Consider the following 19660-nt stretch of genomic DNA (forward strand, 5'->3'; position numbering starts at 1 on the left):
GGGTTTTTGAATATGGTGGCGTGACCCAGGATCGAACTGGGGACACACGGATTTTCAATCCGTTGCTCTACCTACTGAGCTATCGCGCCAATGGCGTGTATTAAGCCGTATCTACAGCAAATAGTCAACAATTATCCTGAGCTTTTGATTTGATTGCCCATTTTTCAGGCAAAAAAGTCCAGATAAAAAAAATCCCTGATGGGATCAGGGATTGAAATTTCGAATCTATGGTGGCGTGACCCAGGATCGAACTGGGGACACACGGATTTTCAATCCGTTGCTCTACCTACTGAGCTATCGCGCCAAAGTGGGCGTATTAAACAATGTTTGTCAAAATCCGTCAAGTTAATTTAAGGATTTTTAGATTAAGTGTTTAATTTAACTCCAATTAGAACCCATATTTAGCTCGCGATTAGATTTTTCCAAGATGTGATAGACAACGATGAATCGCGCCACATCCAGGTTCAAACTGTTTTACGCCCTGCTCTTCTTCGATACGGCAAACTTCCTCAACGAGGCGTTCTGCCACACCGCGACCGCGATTGGATGGATGTACAACAATATATTCCAAAACACGGCTTTCACCTTGTCCTGTGACCCAGATTGCACCTATAATTTTGGTGTTAAATTCAGCGGTATAAACTGTGGTATATTGCTGTAGATCTTGTTCAAGTTGCTGCATTGCATCTTGCCCATCACCAAACTCTGGACTGGTGTCATAAAGTCGCTCTAGCTGGGTACGAATTCCTAGATTTTCTAGTGAACTGTAAGCATGTACGGTAATAGGCATTGATTAACCCTCCTGAGCAAACTATGATGCTGTCACTTTTTCGTCACAGCGAAACTTTGGTTTTTAATTCAATCATTTTTGACGTTTTTTGAGGAACGTGTCCATGACGCAACGTATCAGTGAAGTGGTAAGAAATACCAACGAAACAAAAATTCGAGTTCGTCTCAATCTCGATGGTACTGGTCAAGGCACACTCAACACTGGAGTTCCATTTTTAGACCATATGATTGATCAAATCAAGCGCCATGGTCTATTTGATATCGATATTCATTGCGATGGTGACTTGGAAATCGATGATCACCATACCGTCGAAGACTGTGGAATCACCTTGGGACAAGCCTTTACGCAAGCTTTAGGCGATAAAAAGGGCTTACGTCGTTACGGTCATTTCTATGCACCACTCGATGAAGCACTTTCGCGTGTTGTCGTTGATCTCTCTGGTCGTCCAGGCTTGTTTATGGATATTCCATTCACACGTGCCCGTATCGGAACATTCGATGTCGATTTATTTTCAGAATTTTTCCAAGGTTTTGTCAACCATGCGTTGATGACCTTACATATCGACAATTTAAAAGGCAAAAATAGCCATCACCAGATCGAAAGTGTATTCAAAGCTTTGGCACGTGCTTTACGTATGGCGTGTGAGGTTGATCCTCGTGCCGAAGGCATGATTGCATCAACGAAAGGTAGCTTGTAATGACGCGTATTGCTTTACTTGATTATGGCATGGGCAACTTACACTCAGCAGCCAAAGCGCTAGAGCATGTAGGTGCAACAGTTGATGTGACTAATGATCCTAAGCTGATTGCCCAAGCGGATAAAATCGTGTTCCCAGGCGTAGGTGCCATGCGTGACTGTATGCAAGGCATGCATGAGGCAGGAATTGATGAAGTCGTTCGTCAAGCGGCTTTTAACAAACCTGTACTCGCGATTTGTGTTGGCATGCAAGCATTGCTACAAAGCTCTGAAGAGAATGGTGGTGTAGAAGCTTTGGGTATTTTTGAGGGTGTAGTCAAACACTTCCCTGAAATTCCGAATTTAAAAGTTCCGCACATGGGTTGGAACCAAGTACATCAACTTGATCCAAGTCATCCAATGTGGAACAACATCGAGCAAGATGCTCGTTTTTATTTCGTACATAGCTACTATGTCGAACCAAAAGATTCTACAGTTACAGCGGCAACTTGTGATTATGGTGTGAACTTCTGTACCGCGATTCACAAAGACAATTTATTCGCGACCCAATTCCATCCAGAGAAAAGTCATACTGCTGGTTTGCAGTTGTTAAAAAACTTTGTGGAATGGAAAATCTAAGGATTTGAACAAGTTTAGTTCCTGATAATAAAGCCAATTTTAAATTGGCTTTATTTTTTTAATTGCCTTATCTATTTATTTCTCATTATTTTTTGCATATCATGCAAACACTTTGAATAAAAATCAAACAACAGATAATTTCAAAATTAAATTTAAAAATCAGAGACTACAGGAAAATAATATGTCTTCTCAGCTTCAAACAAATGATTCAGGTTTTAGTGCAAATGGGCGTTTTGGCAGACTCTCTTACTTAGGCTGGAATATGTTACTCGTGGTCTTCGTATTCATTTTGGGTATTATCGCAGCGTTTTTTGTTCCAGCGTTGAGTCCTTCAACGACAAGTTCATCGATGTATGTATTTGGTGGACTCTTTATCATTGTTTATATTGCAATGATCTACTTCAGCTTTGTTTTCTCAATCCGCCGTTTACATGATCGCAATCAAACAGGTTGGTTGTCATTAGTGATGATTATTCCACTCATCAACTTCTTATTTTTTATTTACTTGAGTTGTGCAAAGGGTGATGAAAATGCAAATAATTATGGCTTACCTCGTATTACTCAAGCTTGGGAAAAAGTATTAGCTTGGATATACATTATTATCCTTCCACTCTGCATTTTAGCCATGGCTGCGTCCGCAATTCCTGCTTACCAAAACTATATTCAAAAAAGCCAACAGCTCCAGATGGAACAAATGAATAGATATGCAGAATAAACCAAGTCTATTTTTCAAAGCCAAGTGGGAAAACTTGGCTTTTTCAATTGATCAAAACGGTTTAAGCTGAGTGAAACGATTTGAGCTCATTTCATGGAAATGCAACAACAAACTGCGCTTTTAAGCAAAGAACAAATACGCACCTTCCCTGCATTTCAAAACTTAAATCCAGATCGAATTTATGTCATCCATACACTTAATCAGTGTTTACAAGTTGAAGCTGAGCTTAAATCTGTGCAAGTGTTCGGCTTTGATACAGAATCCAAACCGACCTTCAAAGTCGGTGAAAAATCAACAGGCCCTCACCTTATCCAGTTGTCTAGCTTAGAAAATGCTTATCTTTTTCAGGTGAATCCAGAAATATTGGCTTTCTTAAAACCTATTTTAGAAAATGAACAACAACTCAAAGTTGGTTTTGGTTTAAAAAATGATGCCAGTGGTTTTAGACGCAAAGGGATTCATCCAAACGGTCTGATTGATTTAGCAAAATGCTTTTCAAATTTTGGATATAGCACTCAAGTCGGTGTACAAACGGCAATTGCTTTGTTATTTCAGCGTTATTTTCCTAAAAGGAAAAAAATTAGCACCTCTAACTGGTCTGTTAAACAACTCAGCCCTCAACAAATCAATTATGCTGCGGCAGATGCTTATGCCGCGCGTATTATTTTTGAATATCTCTACCAGCATCAAAGTTTCACGTCACCACTTCAACAACAAATCGAAAGAATACTCACAGGTTCTCAATCCAAGACTTAGAGATTGATCAATACTTTGTTAATATGTAGCCAATTTTAATTTACGATGAAGCTAGGAGCGAAAGCATGCTAATCATCCCTGCAATTGACCTGAAAGATGGTAAATGTGTACGTTTAAAACAAGGACGCATGGAAGACGATACTGTTTTCTCTGATGATCCTGTGGCAACTGCACAACATTGGGTTGATGAAGGCGCACGTCGTTTACATTTAGTTGATTTAAATGGTGCTTTCGCTGGTACGCCAATTCACAAACCAGTGGTTGAAGCTATTGCGCGAGCACAACCTGAATTACCAATCCAAATTGGTGGTGGCATCCGTTCACTTGAAACCATCGAGCACTACTTAGATGCTGGTGTATCGTTTGTCATTATCGGTACCAAAGCAGTCAAAGAACCTGAATTTGTTGAAGAAGCATGTAAACAGTTTGCAGGTCATATTATCGTTGGTATCGATGCGATCAATGGCATGGTAGCTACTGACGGTTGGGCAAATGTCACTGATGTTAAAGCAACTGATCTTGCTAAACGTTTCGCTGACGCTGGTGTATCTAGCATCGTCTACACTGATATTGCACGTGATGGCATGATGCAAGGTGTCAACGTTGAGCAAACTGTTCACTTAGCTCAATATTCAGGATTACCTGTTATTGCATCTGGTGGTGTCACCAATCTTGATGATGTACGCAACTTGAAAGGTCAATCAGGCATTTTAGGTGCTATCACAGGTCGAGCTATTTATGAGGGCACTTTAAGCCTTCGTGAAGCTCAACTTTTACTGGATGAACAATCACTTTAATTGTGTTTAGCTCTAGCGATTTGAATAATGGCTAGAGCTTTTTTCGCTTAAATGTTATCCTCATCCTGATTTTTATCTCGATCTTCAATTCTATAATGTCACTTACGCCACCCTAGTTTTTACAGCCCCCTCTTGTAAATAACTCATCACTGTCTAGTGATGTGGTGTAGTCGTGTGCATTTTTATATCACATCACTAGCCTTTAAAATATTTTTCAAAAATAGGCTATTTCTATGTTTTCCAATGTACGAGAACAATGGTTCTCTAATATTCGTGCCGATGTGCTGGCGGGTCTTGTGGTCGGCTTAGCGCTGATTCCCGAGGCGATTGCATTTTCAATCATCGCGGGGGTTGATCCCAAAGTTGGTTTATATGCGTCCTTCTGTATTGCAGTCGTGATTTCTTTTGTTGGTGGGCGTCCTGCCATGATTTCAGCAGCGACTGGCGCAATGGCTTTGGTCATGGCAAGTCTAGTGAAAGAACATGGATTACAATATCTACTTGCAGCAACATTATTAACAGGTGTACTGCAAATCCTGGCGGGCTATTTAAAACTCGCAAAACTCATGCGATTTGTTTCTAAATCTGTGGTGATTGGCTTCGTCAACGCGCTTGCTATCCTCATTTTTATGGCGCAATTACCTGAATTGATCAATGTAACATGGCATGTATATGCATTAGTTGGCTTGGGTTTAGCCATTATTTATCTCTTCCCTTTACTCCCTAAAATTGGAAAACTTATTCCCTCTCCTTTGGTCTGTATTATCGTTATTAGCCTGATCGCTGTAGGTTTCGGAATTGATATTCGCACTGTGGGAGATATGGGTGAATTGCCAGATACACTGCCTGTATTCTTATTACCCGATATTCCTCTTAACCTGGAAACGCTACAAATCATTTTACCTTATTCGATTGCACTCGCAGCCGTGGGCTTACTTGAATCCATGATGACAGCCACGATTATTGATGAAATGACCGATACGCCAAGTGATAAATTCCAAGAATGTAAAGGTCAAGGGATAGCTAATATTGCATCTGGTTTTATGGGTGGGATGGCGGGGTGTGCCATGATTGGTCAATCCATGATTAATGTGAAATCAGGTGGTCTAACCCGATTATCAACATTTTCAGCAGGCGTATTTTTGCTGATCTTAGTCGTCTTTATTAGTGACTGGCTCAAAGTTATTCCTATGGCAGCATTGGTTGCCGTGATGATTATGGTCTCGATTAGCACATTTGAGTGGAAATCACTGACAGGTTTTAAATCTAATCCCAAAAGTAGTAACGTGGTTATGATTGTCACTGTTATTGTAGTTGTAGCAACCCATAACTTGGCACTCGGTGTACTCACAGGTGTATTACTATCCGCTTTATTCCTTGCCAATAAATTAGAAAATGATATTCGTGTTGAAAGCTATATAGAAAATGATGCACGAGTCTACGATTTAAAAGGTCAAATCTTTTTCAGCTCCTCAGAAAAATTCATGCAGAGTTTTAATTTCCAAGAACCAATTTCTAAGGTCATTATTGATTTAACTCATTCACATATTTGGGATGTAACTTCAGTGGCAATGCTAGATTCTGTGGTGAATAAGTTCCAAAGAAATGGGGTCAATGTCACGGTACGTGGGTTGAATGAAGCCAGCTCAATCATGATTGATAAATATGGAACACATACTAAACATCAGTTTGATGCAATTTAGTTCAACAGACTAACGCCATTAAACATAAAAAAGCCAAACTTTCATGTTTGGCTTTTTCAGATCAATAAATCACATTTCGAATAAAGCGAAGTATGTCAGTACCTTGATTGCTATAACGGTAAGGAACAGAACTATCAAATAAAAACGATGTACCCGCTGCAACTAAATGTGTTCCAGAAGCAAATTCTAGACTCAGTTCACCTTCAATGACATAGATCAACTCCTGCCACCCTTGTTGATCAGGTTCAGCAACATAGGTCTCTCCAACAGCCAATGTCCATGTCCATAATTCGACTTGAGTACGTGCAGGGATGGATGCCTGTAAAGTTGCCTGACTCTCAAGATGAGAGCCCTGCCATGCCAAAGTCTTAACGATCGCAGAATCCACAAGCTCTGGTGCTGTCACAAGTTGCTTGAAATTCACATCTAAAGCATTTGCGATTGCATCAAGTTTGGTCAGACTAATATTTACCATTCCTGTTTCTAAAGATGCAATGGTACGTCGACTCACGCCAGCCCGCTCTGCCAGCTCTTGCTGACTCAGTTGATGCTGGTTTCGATAAAATCGAATATTCTGCCCTACATATTGCAATACCGCATCAGGATGATTCATGCAGTTTCACTCTCATTTAATTATGCGCAATATATTGCACAAATGCATAAATTAATGCAACATGTGCAGTATATTGCACGTAGATTTGGAATTTGGTTTTGACAGCTTTCTCGCAATCACCTAGAGCAGCACAATTTGCATTGATTTTTATCACCATGATTTGGGGTGGGACTTTTCTAGCAGTGCAATATGCACTCAACTTTAGTACACCGATGTTTTTTGTCGGTTGTCGTTTTGCAGTTGCTGCGGCTGTAATTTTCCTACTTTCATTAAAATCCATGTCGGGTTTAACGCTCAAAGAAACGCTGGCTGGAACTGCTATCGGTATCATGATTGCGATTGGTTATGGCACACAAACGATTGGTCTACAAAGTATTTTAAGTAGCGAATCGGCTTTTCTTACTGCGCTTTATGTTCCTTTAGTACCTATTCTCATGTGGGTTATTTTTCAAAAATCACCATCACTCATGACATGGATCGGCTCAGCATTAGCATTTACTGGCTTAGTCCTACTGACTGGAAATGGTTTTTCCAATATCACGCTCTCTTATGGACAAGTACTTACCCTGATCTGTGCTTTAGTGATTGCATTAGAGATTATTTTGATTGGTTATTTTGCAGGACGAGTAAATTTACGACGCGTTACTGTGATTCAACTTATGGTTGCCGCCCTACTCTCTTTCGCTAGTATGCCTTTGGTTGGTGAACATCAGCTACCAGCATTTTCATGGCCTCTCCTATTAATCGCAACTGGATTGGGGCTCGCCAGTGCTTTAATTCAGTTTGTTATGAACTGGGCACAAAGCATGGTTGATCCAAGTCGTGCAGCGATCATTTATGCAGGTGAACCTGTTTGGGCAGGTTTGATTGGAAGAATTGCAGGTGAGCGTTTGCCCTTACTCGCATTATTTGGCGGATTACTGGTGGTATTAGGTGTTTTGGTGAGTGAGCTCAAACTCAAAATCCTCAACTCTCCTCAAAACAATAAAGATGCTTAGCTTACTTTTCTTTTATTGGCGGCTCATTCTTCTTCAGTAGCATCTGAGGTTGATAATATTCAACGATTGGCATTGGATCATAGAAGGGATGTAATAAAGCTTTTCATTCTTGATAAGCAGCAGACTTTCTAAACCCTTCTGTGTGATCTTCAATATGATCCCAAAATATCATCAGAATATAGCGATGATCATCTTGAACATTTTTGATCAGCTGTACTGCATTTAATCCCACCATCGGATAAATAATCGCTTTGGCTTTTTGAAATGCTGCCTCAAATGCCTGACTTTGATTGGGTTTAATTGTTAAATGCACATGTTCTATGATCATATTTCATTCTACTGATTTATACATTGGAACATTATCATATAAACACAGTAAACCATTAATCCCACGGTATACGACCCAAGCTAATGAAAAAGCAATAACACTCAAGAAACCCCCAAAAAAACCTGAGGCTAGACTATCTGACAGAGAATCATGTCCAAACCACAAAAGGAATCCAAATAAGAATAATGCTGATAAATTCCAAAAGAGATACCACCAAAACGTGCGAATTTGCCATTTGAAATGACTTTCTAAGATTGTTCCTTGCACATCTTTACGCTTAATGTAATTTAGCACTACAGCAACAATAGCAAGCACACCACCAGTGAAACATGCAACAATATACAAAATATAGGTCAATGTACGATTTGCTTTTTGATCAACTGCATGACTCATATTGATCTATCTCCCTCACCCACTCATGTGGAAAATTATTTGAAAAATTTGAATTTTAATGTGTAAATATTTACTTAGATAACATTGCTATTTTGCATATAAATACAGGTTTAAAATAAAGTTGATCACCATCATATAACAGTGATCAACCCCATCGTTTACGAATACATAGGTTTATTGTCATTGAGAGCAATCAACCCACGTATTGCACGATATACAATCCAAACCCAAGCAGCGAAAATCACCGCTACACAGAAAACCGTTCCTGATAATGCAACACCCGCAAACGCATTCGGATTATCGCCTGTAAAAAACAAGAAGAAGAATGGAATAAAGGCAATGATATTCCAAGCGAGATACCACCAAAATGTCCGAATCTGCCAAGTAAAATGACTTTCAAAAATAGAGCCTCTTACATCGCTACGTTTTACATAGTTAATAATTAAGGCAATCACTGCCAATAATCCACCTGTAAAAATCGCAATGATATAAAGTACGTAAAGGACCAAAGTCAAAGTACGGTTCGGGTCTTGATCAACGGAATAATTCATTTTATTTATCTCCAGAAACGAACTCCCTCAATAGAACACATTGAGTGGAGAAATTAACCAACATATCAATAATATATGGAAGACTATGGTACAGAAATAAATCTTACGAAACGGTTGTTTTTGTGTTTTATGTCTCAGTTTTTGTTGTGCTAACCAACCTGCACACCATCCTCCAAGCGAATCCACGATATGTAAGGTTTGCTCAGGAATACGGCGATTCCCCAATTGTGCTGCCTCTTTGTCTTGAGCATATAGCCAATAACTCAAGACATTCATCAAACTGACGAACAATAAAGTATAAGGCGGTAATAATTTACTAAAGCTCGCGATGACCATGAATACAATATAAATCACAATGGCAATTTGCATCGCTGTCCAACGTTTAGCAGGCTTCGCAGCTGAAGGTTTCGGCTTATGTTCAAATACTTGGGCTGCTTTTAGATAACTGACTTGCTGAGCGCGATAACGACCACGCTCATCTAAGATCACCAAGTACTCCAAAGCACAACCTACAAGAGGTCGAGGACCTGTGCGAGCAAAGTCCTTAATATGTAAAAAGACCCGATCTTTGTGCTTATCATTCGGTTGAATAAAACCATAGCCTTTATCATCAAACCATTCTACTAAACGACCTTGGTCTCGCATGCTTTTTCCTTAAGCTTGAACTTTTTGTAAACGATCTTGCAGCAGCATCCGCATTTCCATCGGGTCTTTTTGTGAAATGTCTTCACCAGTACGACCCTGTTCCGCATTTTTTTGTGCAACTTGAAGACGCATACTCCAGAAACGACATGCAGCCATTGCCAAGAAAATATTTAAACACGCTAACTCATCAGCTGTGAGTTGACGAATGCTTTGATACGCTGCAAGGAAAGCTTCTGCCTTGGCTTGGTCTATATGAGCGTTTGGATAAGCTGTACAAAAATCATTGATACTAATCGCAATATCAAATAAAAACTCATCTTGATTTAACTCATAAAAATCAAGAATCCCTCGTAATTGATCACCTTCAAATAATGTATTGTCTCTAAATAGATCAGAATGAATAAAACCGACAGGACGATCAGGATATTGCTGTGTAATTTTGGCAAATTGCTGAAAAACTTGATCCAATAGGGATTGATCATCGTCATTCATATTGGGTCTCAGTTGCTCTGCTACATCTGACCAATACTGATGATTACGATTAAAATCACGCTTTAAAGGAAAATCTTTCAACGCCACATGAATTTTTGCTTGAGCCTGAGCAATCGCTTGGATTTGTAATAATGTTGCTTCTTCTGGATGTTCACCCATCAAGCGTGGGGCGATTTGTGCAGGTTTATCTGCGATGCTATGAATGGCTTGACCATGATGTTTCAATGGTACAGCAACGGCAACCCCTGCCTCTCCCAAACAGTCTAGTACGGGAACAAGCTCACCAGCTCCTTCAGCATCAAGCTCTTCAAAAACAGTAAGAACATAATGTTTTTGAGTATGATCCACCAAAAAATAGTTGGTGTTTTGAATACCGCCTTGGATTGGAATCAGGTCAATCACTGCCAAACCATAAGGCTCAGCAAAAGCTTGAACATCTTCTAAACTCAACGGGGTATAAACCGACATGGAAAACCTGCAAAAAATAGCTGTGAAGTTTGATAGAATACCCTTTCCCTCCATGAAGGTGTAGCACCCCTTTCTTTATTGGCGATTTTTTGGAATATTTTATGCTCGCAAAACGTATTATCCCTTGCTTAGATGTTGATAATGGTCGAGTCGTCAAAGGCGTTCAATTCCTTGATATTCGTGACGCAGGTGACCCAGTAGAAGTTGCCCGTCGTTATAACGAACAAGGTGCCGATGAAATTACCTTTTTAGATATTACTGCTACCCATCATGGACGCGATACGACTTACCGTACTGTTGAGCGTATGGCAGAAAGCGTTTTCGTTCCTCTCACCGTGGGTGGTGGTGTACGTAAAGTCGAAGATATCCGTTTACTTCTGAATGCCGGTGCAGACAAAGTCAGTATCAACTCGGCAGCGGTGTTCAACCCTGAATTCGTTCAAGAAGCATCTCAACGTTTTGGTGCTCAATGTATCGTGGTTGCAATTGATGCGAAAAAAACTGGCGAAAATAAGTGGGAAATTTTTACCCACGGTGGACGTAAGCCAACAGGTATTGATGCAATAGAATGGGCTGTCAAAATGGCAGACTTTGGTGCAGGTGAATTACTGATTACCAGTATGGATGCCGATGGAACCAAAGCAGGCTATGACATCGCTTTAATGCGTCAAATCAATGATCGTGTCACGATTCCAACGATTGCTTCAGGTGGTGTAGGAAATTTACAACATTTGGCAGATGGTATTTTGAAAGGTGGCGCAGATGCTGTACTTGCCGCTTCCATTTTCCACTTTGGTCAACATACGATTCCTGAAGCGAAAAAATATTTAGCTGAGCAAGGCATTGAAATGCGCCTTTAAGCAATAAAAATAGCGAGATCCAAACCTCTCAATGTGATTACTTGAGAGGTTTTTTATTCGGCAAATTTTAGTCAAAAAAATACCTTGCTCAGCAAGGTATATGAAATGCGTTTATACAACGCTAGAGGGTAAACGAAAAACAATAAATTTGGATAAATATCAAGCAACAAAAAGGCTTGGGCTAAATTAGCGAGATATTCAGCAAAAATATTGACATTAAAAACCAATTTTATTGACAATTCACGACAGAAGCACGCGACTAGCATCATGTTTTGTCAAAATACCCTCTTCACGCTTTATCAAGATGCAACCGATACTGTTTCGATCTCTTCTGTCTGAGCAGCGGTCACCAATTTTGGTTTCTGTTCTACCCATTTTGCAGGAAATACTGATTCAATCGCTTCAGTTAATATCTTCGAAATCGGTGCAGGTAAAGGCAGACCCAATGGATTAGCTTCTTTCAAATCTGCTGAAGACACCACACGCGTCCCCATCACATAATCAAACCAAGGACGAGTAACACACCAATTTGCATCTTGGTTCGAGTTCATATGGTGATCATAGTGCCACGGGATCGTGCGCTTCGCCCAATTAGGCTCAAGATGGGCACGGCGATGAACATAATAATAATTCCCCGCACTATAAATTGCTGCAAGTGCCATGCCTTTTGAAAAAGGATAGAACACAACACTGGCCACACCTGCGGCTACAGCAAGTGACATTAACTCATTACGCGTACGCCAGTGATCAATGCCTTCCACATAACATTCATCCGAGAAATCTTGTTTACGTACTTCACGATGATGCGCCCAATGCGACTCCATGCTTTTAGGTACAGGGCTATAACGGGGTTGCCCAGGACGATGCACACCATGTAAAACGTATTTATGTGCGAACCATTCAAATGCATTTGCAACCGCTAAACCAGCGATAAAACCCTTGATCATTTTGATCTCCTAAACTGTGCTTCTTTTTATTTAAGATATAAATTTTTGTAGGCGAAGTATTGACGATACGATATATTAATATTGACAAAACACGACAATAAGAGGAACAGACAGGATGTCTCAACTCAAGAATTATACAGGATCAGTTTACGGTGGCTTGGGGCATTTACTGACGACTTATTGTGAAGCTAAAGATCTAGCTTTACCTGAACAATTACAAAAAATTCAAAACCTTGAACGCTTTGATTATGTCATTTGGCGGGATCTACTTGAAGAGTTGAATCAACTACATCCAAAAATCGGTTTAGGATTAGAAATTGGGGAATACGTCCAACCTAAGCATTTAGGGATTATTGCTTACTTAGCCTTATCTTGTGAAAGTCTTGGTGAAGCTTTAGCACGCTATCATGATTTTCATCGACTTATTTATGATGGAAGTCCTTTAATTGTTGAATTTAATCAACCCTATGCATCTATTCGTTGGGAAGCACCTGAACTACACCCCACTCAACTGACAGACGAAATTGCAATAGCACTGATGGTGCAATTCCTTAAATTGTTTATGTCAGGGGAAATGATCCATTTACACGAAGTTCATTTTGTGAATCCTGCACCTAAAAACCTCACGGTGTATGAACAGTATTTCCACTGCAAAGTTCGTTTTGATCAACCTAAGACTCAGCTCTTACTCCCGATTACTGAAGCATTCAAACCACTAAAAACAGGTGATCACACTCTGCAACAATTGTTATTGCAACAAGCTCAGGCACTATTAGATAAACTACCGAATTCAACACAATTAGATCAGCGTTTACAACATGCAATTTTAACGGGCTTACAGAAGAATCAATATCAGATTGATTTTATCGCTGAGAAATTGGGACTTTCTGTACGACAATTACAGCGTCATTTACAACAGCAAAACACAACCTTTCAGGAGCGTGTCCAACAAGTCCGCTTTATGTTGGCTACAGAATACTTAAAAGATCCGCACCTGAGTTTGCAAGAAATCTCTTTATTACTTTGCTACTCAGAACAAAGTGCTTTTCAACGTGCTTTTAAACTTTGGACAGGACAAACTCCTCAACAATGGCGAAAACTCAACACAACTTACAGTTATTTATAAAAACGATTAATGTTCTCACCATTTTACAATTGATCACTAATTAAACAATCTTTATACGAGATTCAGTGACCTATGCTTAATTCATTTAATCAGTATTCCTGTGACGAATACATCTGTGAATCCTGCACGTAGTACAGGTGTAGCTTTCTTTGCAGAAACTGCGGCACTTGGTCAATTATGGTTATTCTGGATTGCACCAATTGTAGGTGCAGTTATTGGTGCTCTCATACACAAAGTGGTTGCTACACTCCGAAATTAAATGATCACTCCATAAAAAAACAGCCACTATATGGCTGTTTTTTTTATTGGATTATAAAAATGGATTCTCTATTTCCTGCTCTGGCTTTCGCTCGATCTGTGCAGGTAATTCTTCTTTTTCTAAAGCGATCACCACATCATTGATCAATTGCTGTAAAGCTTTAGCCGCTTTTAATCCCACTTGATCTTTTGTAATCTGCAAATTACCGTACAAACTGACGCAGTCCACTTGGTTTTCAAGCGTCAAATCATAAATCGAAGATGATTCATTTTCAGTTTCAAATGGTTTAAACATTTTCTACTCACTTTATTATTGTCGGGCTATATTCTGAATCTAAATCAATTTACGGCCAAGATCGATTCGATTATCGCAACAATTGTAAGAAATACTGCACAAGTGCATCGACCAATTGTTTAATTAAAGCTTGTTTGGTTTCTTCATCAATTTGCGGAAGACTACTCTGTGAAGTTTGGCTTTGACCCGAACTAAACTGTTTTTGCTGTGTCTGTATCGCTTCTGTAGTCGCTTCTTCAGCACATTGACTTTGACCATCCCAATGTGAATAGCTGATCTCTTTATTGGCTGTTACCTGTTGAGCCGATAATGGTAAATGATAAATATTGCGCTTTTGCTGTTCGGTCAGTTGTGGAAATAAATTAATCCCTAATTTTTCTTCTAGATAACAAACGCTCACCACCTCGACCTGTTCAGAATTATTATTTGGTGCGTAATAAGCCCCAATGATTCCTTGTTTAGGTAAGTACACAGCTTTATAAACCGCAGTCGGGACAATCACACCGCTACCGATTGTTTTGAGTCGTTTTCCTTCAAAAACTGGACCTGTTACAACATATGCATCTTTATAATGTTTGGTCACAACTGCACGGACAGCCTCTTCAAGTTTTCGCCAAACTTCCTGATTGTTTTTAGGTGCTTGAGGTACCATGTTGGCTAAAGAAAAACTATCATATTGTGCAGCAGTATTGTTCATATCTGCATTAGGTGCCATATGCCCACGATCATATCCTGAACCACGATAGTCCGATAACAATGCTCGATGAGCCATTTCTACACGTGTTTCTTCGTGGAAATTATCTTCGCGTTTAATTTTTATACTTAATCGATCAGGGCTTAAATACTCGGCTGACCATAGTGGCGTTTTTGAAACACCTGAATACATGACATTAAAATCATTAAAACATAAGGCATAGCTATGTTTGGTTAAGCTTTCCTTATTGAGCAATGGAGGAACTTCACGATAAAACTGATTAAGACACGCTCCACTACTTGATTGCAATGGAATAAATTTAGAAATCTTTTCACTACCAAAGGCTATCGCAAAGCTTCCTGTTGCGATCAACGCGAGCAGCACTTTTCCAGTATTTTTGCTCAAAAAAGTAGTTTGTGATTTACCTTTTCTCGTTGTTTTCTTTGCCATGACTACATCAAAACCTTTAAGAATGCGAAGCTTAACAACTCAAAAGCTTGATGTATATTGCGTTCCGAGCATGAACGACAATTTATGTCGCAAAACTGTACAATTGATCAGCAGACAATAAAAAAGACACGCGAACGTGCCTTTTTTAAAACCAATTCTTAAATTTCGATTTGACTACCTAACTCGACGACACGGTTAGTCGGAATTTGATAAAAATCACTAACAGGGCTGGTATTCCGTTGCATTGAGATAAATAAACGTTCACGCCACGGAGACATTCCATCACCAACACTGTGCACGATACGATCACGTGAAATGAAGAAACTAATCTGCATCAAGTCATATTCAAATTCTAATTGCTCATATGCTTGCATTAATGCACGTGGAACATTTGGCTCATCTTTAAATCCATAGAAGATTTTAATGCGATAGAAATGCTCGTTTAGTGTTTCGACTTGCACCCGCTCCTCTTGAGGAACAAAAGGAACATCCTCAATCACAACCGTGACTAGAATATTTCGCTCATGCAATACTTTGTTGTGTTTAATATTATGCAACATCGCATGAGGTACAACATTCGGTGTCCCTGTCAAAAATACTGCATCACCAGGTACACGATGGACATTATCCCCCAGACTTCGGACGAATAAATCCAAAGATAGAGTATCGTGTTCCAGTTTAGCAAAGGTCAACTCACGACCACGCTTCCAAGTCATTAGAATCATGACTGCGATACTGCCGATAAGTAAAGGAACCCAACCACCAGAGAACATTTTTAATGAAGCAGCCGCAACCAGTACCGATTCCAAAAAGAAAAATGGAATAATTAAAAGCAATACTTTAGGCAGACTCCATTTCCATGCATAGAAAATAAAGATCGCAACCAGAATGGTGTCACACAACATCGTTAAGGTCACAGCTAAACCATAAGCACTTGCAAGGTTTGAGCTGGTCTTAAAGATTAAGATTAAAATTACAATCGCGACGAGAAGCAACCAATTCAGGAATGGGACATAAATCTGACCTTCTTCTGAATCTGATGTATGTTTAATACTTAAACGTGGCAAATATCCCAATTGAATCGCCTGACGTGCAAGGGAAAAGACCCCTGAAATGACCGCTTGTGATGCAATCACCGCTGCCATAGTTGCCAAGATAATCATTGGATATAAGGCCCAACTCGGCACCAATAAATAAAATGGATTTTCGATCGCAGCAGGGTTACGAAGTAGCAATGCTCCTTGACCCGCGTAATTTAACACCAAGCATGGTAAAACAACGGTGAACCAACCAAAGCGAATTGGACGAGGACCGAAATGTCCCATATCCGCATATAAAGCCTCACCACCAGTCACGGTAAGGACTACAGCACCCATAATAAAAAAGGACTGTAAAGGATGAGTAAAAATAAATTGGATTGCCCAATGCGGACTCACCATGCCCAAAACCACAGGTGTCTGTATGACACTGACAATTCCGAGAATACCTAATGACAAAAACCAAAGTAAGGTAATTGGACCAAAAAATTTCCCGACAAAAGCTGTTCCATGTTTTTGCATCAAAAACAAGGTCGTAACGATCACAATTGCAATCGGTACAATAAAAGGATCGAGTACATCTGTTGCGATGGATAAGCCTTCTACTGCGGAGAGGACTGAAATCGCAGGCGTGATGATGCCATCACCAAAGAAGAGTGATGCGCCAATAAACCCAATTGCAATCAAGTAAATTTTTTTAGTATCTGATATTTTGGCTTTGCGCAAATTCAAGGCCAGTAAAGCCATGATTCCACCTTCACCATTATTGTCTGCTCGCATAACAATAGCGATGTATTTGATACTAATAATGAGCATCAAACACCAGAAGATAATGGACAGGATACCCAATACATTTTCAGGCTGAATCCCGAGTCCATGTGCAGCATGAAATGATTCTTTCAATGCATACAGTGGACTTGTTCCAATGTCTCCAAAGACTACCCCTAGTGCTGCTAATGCCGTGGCTGGCAACGCTGCTTTTTTTGCAGTACTTTGCATATATTGTCTTCAATATAAAACGTGACTTGACGCAATATTATCATTAGACAAGAAGTTTTTCTGCAAATCTGTTTCGCTACAACTTGGCAGCCTGCTTTTTTTTAGTTACTATCGCACCCCATTGGTGAGGTGTCCGAGTGGCTGAAGGAGCACGCCTGGAAAGTGTGTAAACGTTTATAGCGTTTCGAGGGTTCGAATCCCTCTCTCACCGCCAAATTTACTTTCTATGATGTCTCATAGAGTCCTAAAAGCTTAAATCTAAAGGGTTTAAGCTTTTTTATTGCCTTATACTATTCGATGAGATCTATTGTAATCCCCTATAACGTGGGGGATAATTGGGGGACTATTTTAAATAAACAATAATCATCCCCCAATATATAAGGATAACATCCTAAATGCTTACTGATGCGCAAGTTAGAAAGATCAAACCAATTGATAAGAAAAAACGCTATTCAGATGAAAAAGGGCTTTATTTAGAAGTTACACCTTCAGGTGGACGTTTCTGGCGGTTAAAATATCGATTTAATGGACGCGAAAGCACTTTAACAATAGGAAGCTATCCTGAAGTTTCTCTCGCTCAGGCTCGACGTGTCCGTGATGAGGCACGAATACAACTTTATAATAATATCGACCCTAACGCCGCAAAAAATCAACGTCTCGATAAAACTGATAAAAACAAGCTTTTCAAAGTGCTAGCAATGGAATGGATGCAAGATCGTAAAGATGCGATCACCGAAGGCACTTACTTACGCGATTTATCTGTTTTTGAGAAAGATTTGTTCCCTGCTTTAGGTGATATGCCAATTGATCAAATTAAGGGAAAGGACGTATTAGCTTGCGCTAAAAAAATTGAAGAACGTGGTGCATTGGAAATGGCTAAGCGCTCTATTCCTTTGACCGGTCGAATTTTCCGTTATGCGATCCGTAAAGGAATCATTGAGAATGATCCGACCCCACACCTGCAAGAAGCATTAAAGCCACGTAAAGTAAAACATATGGCTCGTTTGGATATCTCTGAGTTTCCACCATTCCATCGTACTCCTAAAGTTGGGAATCACACGCTCCCCCCAAACAATATCAGGCTGTTCTGGTAAACTACGATTACGATAGTCCGGGGGGGAGATCATTCATAAAACGATCCAATAAGCTTTCCAGATAGTCCAACATCTCTTTCCAAATGTCCCGAATCATTTTTATTCGTTCAGGTTTCAGAAACTGTTCCATCACATAGATATCATGTGCAATCAGAGGAGTAGGATAGCTCATTGTTATTTCTAGTTATTCACTCTTCACCATCAAACTGCCAATACACTTCACCCCAATCTTGATTTTTAATCTCAGGTAAGACTTCACCTTGCTTAAAGTATTGACGTGAATTTTCCTGTGCTACCGTAAACCAATAACCTGATTTGGGACAAACTTGACCTGCACGTATACTCAGTTTCTCAGGAGAACTCGCATAGGTGTAAGTATCCTTAATGTCAATATTTTCACTATCAAATATATAAGCTTTCTCTTCTTCTGGAATTGTTCCATCTAAATAACGTTTATCTTCCCAGATTAAACGCCATTTGACATCTACCCACTCATCAGTGCCTTCTAGTTGATAATCTGTTGCTCTCGAGCCATCTAAGAAATAGTTAGGACAACCCACTTTTCCATTAGGCAACCAAGGTTCATAAATACCCGTAACTTTTACTTCTTCACCTGTAGCTATTTGCCCAATTGGATTTAGGTTAAAAGGTGGACACATTGGAATCGATTCAGGGTAAATTCTTAACGGTGGCCATTCTTTAGAGAAAAAAATAGTCTCATAAGACCATTTTTGAGATTTTCGTATTGTATTTTTATCAATATATGCAAATGGCTCACTTACCTTACCTGCTAAATAACTCTGCATACAAATATTACGATAGGCTAAAGCAATTAATAGTAAGCGTATAGAACCTGTATGTTCTACTTTTCGCCCAAGTGGATCAGTCTTATAATTTACTGGTTCAAAAATATCAGTTGATCTGGAAATACCTAGACCCAATAAGATATAGAATGGATCTTCATATATTATATTTTCATCAGCATATCGATCAAATAACCAATCTGTAAAATCGACATTACAAAAACTATTATATGCTTCTCTTTTATGTTTAGTCGTTCTAAGTAGTGTCAAACCATTCTCTAACTCAACTATTTTATTTAGGTAATGAACATACTCCCCCTCATGCCTTTTTTGTAAATGCTCTGCATATTGATGTTGCAGTACTTCTTTCGGTGGATTTCTTAACTGTCTTTCAAAAGCATCTAAAAATTGCTGATATAAGTTACGTGCTTGATCTAAAAAAGAATAACTTGTGTACTTCTTAATTAAATAAAATGCTTTATTTCGTGCTTCTTGTTCTTGCATTGATGACATCGTATTAGGATTTAACATAGA

General features: G+C 39.4%; 21 protein-coding genes, 3 tRNA genes and 3 pseudogenes. 12 read left to right on the plus strand and 15 right to left on the minus strand.

What is annotated here, in order from left to right; all coding sequences use genetic code 11:
• Positions 1 to 13 precede the first annotated feature (13 nt).
• From MKL32_RS01520 to MKL32_RS01530, 3 genes are all read right to left on the minus strand, one after another.
• Positions 14 to 89: transfer RNA gene (locus MKL32_RS01520), tRNA-Phe, on the minus strand.
• Between the two features lie 139 nt (positions 90 to 228).
• A tRNA-Phe gene (locus MKL32_RS01525) sits at positions 229 to 304 on the minus strand.
• A gap of 108 nt (positions 305 to 412) precedes the next feature.
• Positions 413 to 790 carry a GNAT family N-acetyltransferase gene (locus MKL32_RS01530; RefSeq protein WP_004909759.1) on the minus strand — a complete coding sequence of 126 codons (378 nt, stop codon included), beginning with the start codon at positions 788 to 790 and terminating at the stop codon, positions 413 to 415.
• A gap of 103 nt (positions 791 to 893) precedes the next feature.
• Here MKL32_RS01530 and hisB point away from each other — a divergent pair, with 103 nt between their 5' ends.
• The 6 genes from hisB (at position 894) to MKL32_RS01560 (ending at position 6075) form a co-directional block, all read left to right on the plus strand.
• On the plus strand, positions 894 to 1487 hold the full coding sequence (gene hisB, locus MKL32_RS01535) for an imidazoleglycerol-phosphate dehydratase HisB (RefSeq protein WP_270900099.1): 594 nt from the start codon (positions 894 to 896) through the stop codon (positions 1485 to 1487).
• On the plus strand, positions 1487 to 2104 hold the full coding sequence (gene hisH, locus MKL32_RS01540; protein ID WP_004909763.1) for an imidazole glycerol phosphate synthase subunit HisH: 618 nt from the start codon (positions 1487 to 1489) through the stop codon (positions 2102 to 2104). The genes hisB and hisH overlap by 1 nt, the downstream gene beginning before the upstream one ends.
• A gap of 181 nt (positions 2105 to 2285) precedes the next feature.
• A complete protein-coding gene (locus MKL32_RS01545) occupies positions 2286 to 2819 on the plus strand; it encodes a DUF805 domain-containing protein (protein WP_151830425.1) in 534 nt (177 codons plus the stop codon).
• A gap of 93 nt (positions 2820 to 2912) precedes the next feature.
• Positions 2913 to 3575, plus strand: a complete 663-nt coding sequence (locus MKL32_RS01550) for a 3'-5' exonuclease (protein ID WP_270900100.1) — start codon at positions 2913 to 2915, stop codon at positions 3573 to 3575.
• A gap of 65 nt (positions 3576 to 3640) precedes the next feature.
• Positions 3641 to 4372 (plus strand): 1-(5-phosphoribosyl)-5-[(5-phosphoribosylamino)methylideneamino]imidazole-4-carboxamide isomerase, encoded by a 732-nt coding sequence (gene hisA / locus MKL32_RS01555; RefSeq protein WP_004909768.1) that lies wholly within the window; start codon positions 3641 to 3643, stop codon positions 4370 to 4372.
• 233 nt (positions 4373 to 4605) lie between these two features.
• Positions 4606 to 6075 (plus strand): SulP family inorganic anion transporter, encoded by a 1470-nt coding sequence (locus MKL32_RS01560; protein WP_270900101.1) that lies wholly within the window; start codon positions 4606 to 4608, stop codon positions 6073 to 6075.
• Positions 6076 to 6136: 61 nt separating this feature from the next.
• Here the strand turns inward: MKL32_RS01560 and MKL32_RS01565 are convergent, their stop codons facing one another.
• A complete protein-coding gene (locus MKL32_RS01565; protein ID WP_125272614.1) occupies positions 6137 to 6688 on the minus strand; it encodes a helix-turn-helix domain-containing protein in 552 nt (183 codons plus the stop codon).
• Positions 6689 to 6843: 155 nt separating this feature from the next.
• On the opposite strand from MKL32_RS01565, the gene MKL32_RS01570 reads away from it, so the two are divergent.
• The gene (locus tag MKL32_RS01570) at positions 6844 to 7686 is read left to right on the plus strand and encodes a DMT family transporter (protein ID WP_234857326.1); all 843 of its coding nucleotides are present in this window, start codon (positions 6844 to 6846) and stop codon (positions 7684 to 7686) included.
• 1 nt (position 7687) lies between these two features.
• Here MKL32_RS01570 and MKL32_RS01575 read toward each other — a convergent pair.
• From MKL32_RS01575 to MKL32_RS01595, 5 genes and pseudogenes are all read right to left on the minus strand, one after another.
• Positions 7688 to 8014: pseudogene (locus tag MKL32_RS01575) on the minus strand (antibiotic biosynthesis monooxygenase family protein).
• Between the two features lie 3 nt (positions 8015 to 8017).
• Positions 8018 to 8407 carry a DUF4870 family protein gene (locus MKL32_RS01580; protein WP_270900102.1) on the minus strand — a complete coding sequence of 130 codons (390 nt, stop codon included), beginning with the start codon at positions 8405 to 8407 and terminating at the stop codon, positions 8018 to 8020.
• Between the two features lie 158 nt (positions 8408 to 8565).
• On the minus strand, positions 8566 to 8958 hold the full coding sequence (locus MKL32_RS01585) for a DUF4870 family protein (RefSeq protein ID WP_151790107.1): 393 nt from the start codon (positions 8956 to 8958) through the stop codon (positions 8566 to 8568).
• Positions 8959 to 8985: 27 nt separating this feature from the next.
• On the minus strand, positions 8986 to 9603 hold the full coding sequence (locus MKL32_RS01590) for a DUF1294 domain-containing protein (protein ID WP_005403365.1): 618 nt from the start codon (positions 9601 to 9603) through the stop codon (positions 8986 to 8988).
• Between the two features lie 9 nt (positions 9604 to 9612).
• Positions 9613 to 10563 carry a homoserine kinase gene (locus tag MKL32_RS01595; protein WP_270900103.1) on the minus strand — a complete coding sequence of 317 codons (951 nt, stop codon included), beginning with the start codon at positions 10561 to 10563 and terminating at the stop codon, positions 9613 to 9615.
• A 101-nt stretch (positions 10564 to 10664) separates the two neighbouring features.
• On the opposite strand from MKL32_RS01595, the gene hisF reads away from it, so the two are divergent.
• Positions 10665 to 11423: an imidazole glycerol phosphate synthase subunit HisF gene (hisF, locus tag MKL32_RS01600; protein ID WP_004812244.1), complete on the plus strand. Its 759-nt coding sequence runs from the start codon at positions 10665 to 10667 to the stop codon at positions 11421 to 11423.
• Between the two features lie 299 nt (positions 11424 to 11722).
• On the opposite strand, the gene MKL32_RS01605 is transcribed toward hisF, so the two are convergent.
• A complete protein-coding gene (locus MKL32_RS01605) occupies positions 11723 to 12370 on the minus strand; it encodes a hypothetical protein (RefSeq protein ID WP_270900104.1) in 648 nt (215 codons plus the stop codon).
• 115 nt (positions 12371 to 12485) lie between these two features.
• On the opposite strand from MKL32_RS01605, the gene MKL32_RS01610 reads away from it, so the two are divergent.
• Both MKL32_RS01610 and MKL32_RS01615 read left to right on the plus strand, forming a co-directional pair.
• Positions 12486 to 13496 (plus strand): AraC family transcriptional regulator, encoded by a 1011-nt coding sequence (locus tag MKL32_RS01610; RefSeq protein ID WP_270900105.1) that lies wholly within the window; start codon positions 12486 to 12488, stop codon positions 13494 to 13496.
• A gap of 70 nt (positions 13497 to 13566) precedes the next feature.
• Positions 13567 to 13755 (plus strand): annotated as a pseudogene (locus MKL32_RS01615) (aquaporin); the annotation flags it as partial.
• 51 nt (positions 13756 to 13806) lie between these two features.
• Here MKL32_RS01615 and MKL32_RS01620 read toward each other — a convergent pair.
• The 3 genes from MKL32_RS01620 to MKL32_RS01630 all read right to left on the minus strand — a co-directional run bounded on the left by MKL32_RS01620 (position 13807) and on the right by MKL32_RS01630 (position 17229).
• The gene (locus MKL32_RS01620) at positions 13807 to 14049 is read right to left on the minus strand and encodes a hypothetical protein (protein WP_125297857.1); all 243 of its coding nucleotides are present in this window, start codon (positions 14047 to 14049) and stop codon (positions 13807 to 13809) included.
• A 70-nt stretch (positions 14050 to 14119) separates the two neighbouring features.
• A complete protein-coding gene (locus MKL32_RS01625) occupies positions 14120 to 15193 on the minus strand; it encodes a DNA/RNA non-specific endonuclease (RefSeq protein WP_270900106.1) in 1074 nt (357 codons plus the stop codon).
• 158 nt (positions 15194 to 15351) lie between these two features.
• Positions 15352 to 17229, minus strand: coding sequence for a potassium transporter Kup (locus MKL32_RS01630; protein ID WP_004909798.1), 1878 nt, complete (start codon positions 17227 to 17229; stop codon positions 15352 to 15354).
• Positions 17230 to 17352: 123 nt separating this feature from the next.
• Between MKL32_RS01630 and MKL32_RS01635 the strand changes: the two genes are divergently transcribed.
• Positions 17353 to 17443: transfer RNA gene (locus tag MKL32_RS01635), tRNA-Ser, on the plus strand.
• Positions 17444 to 17624: 181 nt separating this feature from the next.
• Positions 17625 to 18260 (plus strand): annotated as a pseudogene (locus tag MKL32_RS01640) (tyrosine-type recombinase/integrase); the annotation flags it as partial.
• Between the two features lie 70 nt (positions 18261 to 18330).
• Here the strand turns inward: MKL32_RS01640 and MKL32_RS01645 are convergent.
• Positions 18331 to 18495, minus strand: coding sequence for a hypothetical protein (locus tag MKL32_RS01645; RefSeq protein ID WP_227556729.1), 165 nt, complete (start codon positions 18493 to 18495; stop codon positions 18331 to 18333).
• Positions 18496 to 18511: 16 nt separating this feature from the next.
• Positions 18512 to 19657 carry an Imm72 family immunity protein gene (locus tag MKL32_RS01650; protein ID WP_151790457.1) on the minus strand — a complete coding sequence of 382 codons (1146 nt, stop codon included), beginning with the start codon at positions 19655 to 19657 and terminating at the stop codon, positions 18512 to 18514.
• Positions 19658 to 19660 lie beyond the last annotated feature (3 nt).

It is taken from the genome of Acinetobacter sp. AOR34_HL (assembly GCF_027854795.1).
Taxonomy (GTDB): domain Bacteria; phylum Pseudomonadota; class Gammaproteobacteria; order Pseudomonadales; family Moraxellaceae; genus Acinetobacter; species Acinetobacter junii.

Excerpts from the sequence above, each read along its gene's own strand:
- MKL32_RS01530 (WP_004909759.1), bottom strand. The coding sequence starts at position 790 with ATGCCTATTACCGTACATGCTTACAGTTCACTAGAAAATCTAGGAATT.
- hisB (WP_270900099.1), top strand. The coding sequence starts at position 894 with ATGACGCAACGTATCAGTGAAGTGGTAAGAAATACCAACGAAACAAAA.
- hisH (WP_004909763.1), top strand. The coding sequence starts at position 1,487 with ATGACGCGTATTGCTTTACTTGATTATGGCATGGGCAACTTACACTCA.
- MKL32_RS01545 (WP_151830425.1), top strand. The coding sequence starts at position 2,286 with ATGTCTTCTCAGCTTCAAACAAATGATTCAGGTTTTAGTGCAAATGGG.
- MKL32_RS01550 (WP_270900100.1), top strand. The coding sequence starts at position 2,913 with ATGGAAATGCAACAACAAACTGCGCTTTTAAGCAAAGAACAAATACGC.
- hisA (WP_004909768.1), top strand. The coding sequence starts at position 3,641 with ATGCTAATCATCCCTGCAATTGACCTGAAAGATGGTAAATGTGTACGT.
- MKL32_RS01560 (WP_270900101.1), top strand. The coding sequence starts at position 4,606 with ATGTTTTCCAATGTACGAGAACAATGGTTCTCTAATATTCGTGCCGAT.
- MKL32_RS01565 (WP_125272614.1), bottom strand. The coding sequence starts at position 6,688 with ATGAATCATCCTGATGCGGTATTGCAATATGTAGGGCAGAATATTCGA.
- MKL32_RS01570 (WP_234857326.1), top strand. The coding sequence starts at position 6,844 with ATGATTTGGGGTGGGACTTTTCTAGCAGTGCAATATGCACTCAACTTT.
- MKL32_RS01580 (WP_270900102.1), bottom strand. The coding sequence starts at position 8,407 with ATGAGTCATGCAGTTGATCAAAAAGCAAATCGTACATTGACCTATATT.
- MKL32_RS01585 (WP_151790107.1), bottom strand. The coding sequence starts at position 8,958 with ATGAATTATTCCGTTGATCAAGACCCGAACCGTACTTTGACTTTGGTC.
- MKL32_RS01590 (WP_005403365.1), bottom strand. The coding sequence starts at position 9,603 with ATGCGAGACCAAGGTCGTTTAGTAGAATGGTTTGATGATAAAGGCTAT.
- MKL32_RS01595 (WP_270900103.1), bottom strand. The coding sequence starts at position 10,563 with ATGTCGGTTTATACCCCGTTGAGTTTAGAAGATGTTCAAGCTTTTGCT.
- hisF (WP_004812244.1), top strand. The coding sequence starts at position 10,665 with ATGCTCGCAAAACGTATTATCCCTTGCTTAGATGTTGATAATGGTCGA.
- MKL32_RS01605 (WP_270900104.1), bottom strand. The coding sequence starts at position 12,370 with ATGATCAAGGGTTTTATCGCTGGTTTAGCGGTTGCAAATGCATTTGAA.
- MKL32_RS01610 (WP_270900105.1), top strand. The coding sequence starts at position 12,486 with ATGTCTCAACTCAAGAATTATACAGGATCAGTTTACGGTGGCTTGGGG.
- MKL32_RS01620 (WP_125297857.1), bottom strand. The coding sequence starts at position 14,049 with ATGTTTAAACCATTTGAAACTGAAAATGAATCATCTTCGATTTATGAT.
- MKL32_RS01625 (WP_270900106.1), bottom strand. The coding sequence starts at position 15,193 with ATGGCAAAGAAAACAACGAGAAAAGGTAAATCACAAACTACTTTTTTG.
- MKL32_RS01630 (WP_004909798.1), bottom strand. The coding sequence starts at position 17,229 with ATGCAAAGTACTGCAAAAAAAGCAGCGTTGCCAGCCACGGCATTAGCA.
- MKL32_RS01645 (WP_227556729.1), bottom strand. The coding sequence starts at position 18,495 with ATGAGCTATCCTACTCCTCTGATTGCACATGATATCTATGTGATGGAA.
- MKL32_RS01650 (WP_151790457.1), bottom strand. The coding sequence starts at position 19,657 with ATGTTAAATCCTAATACGATGTCATCAATGCAAGAACAAGAAGCACGA.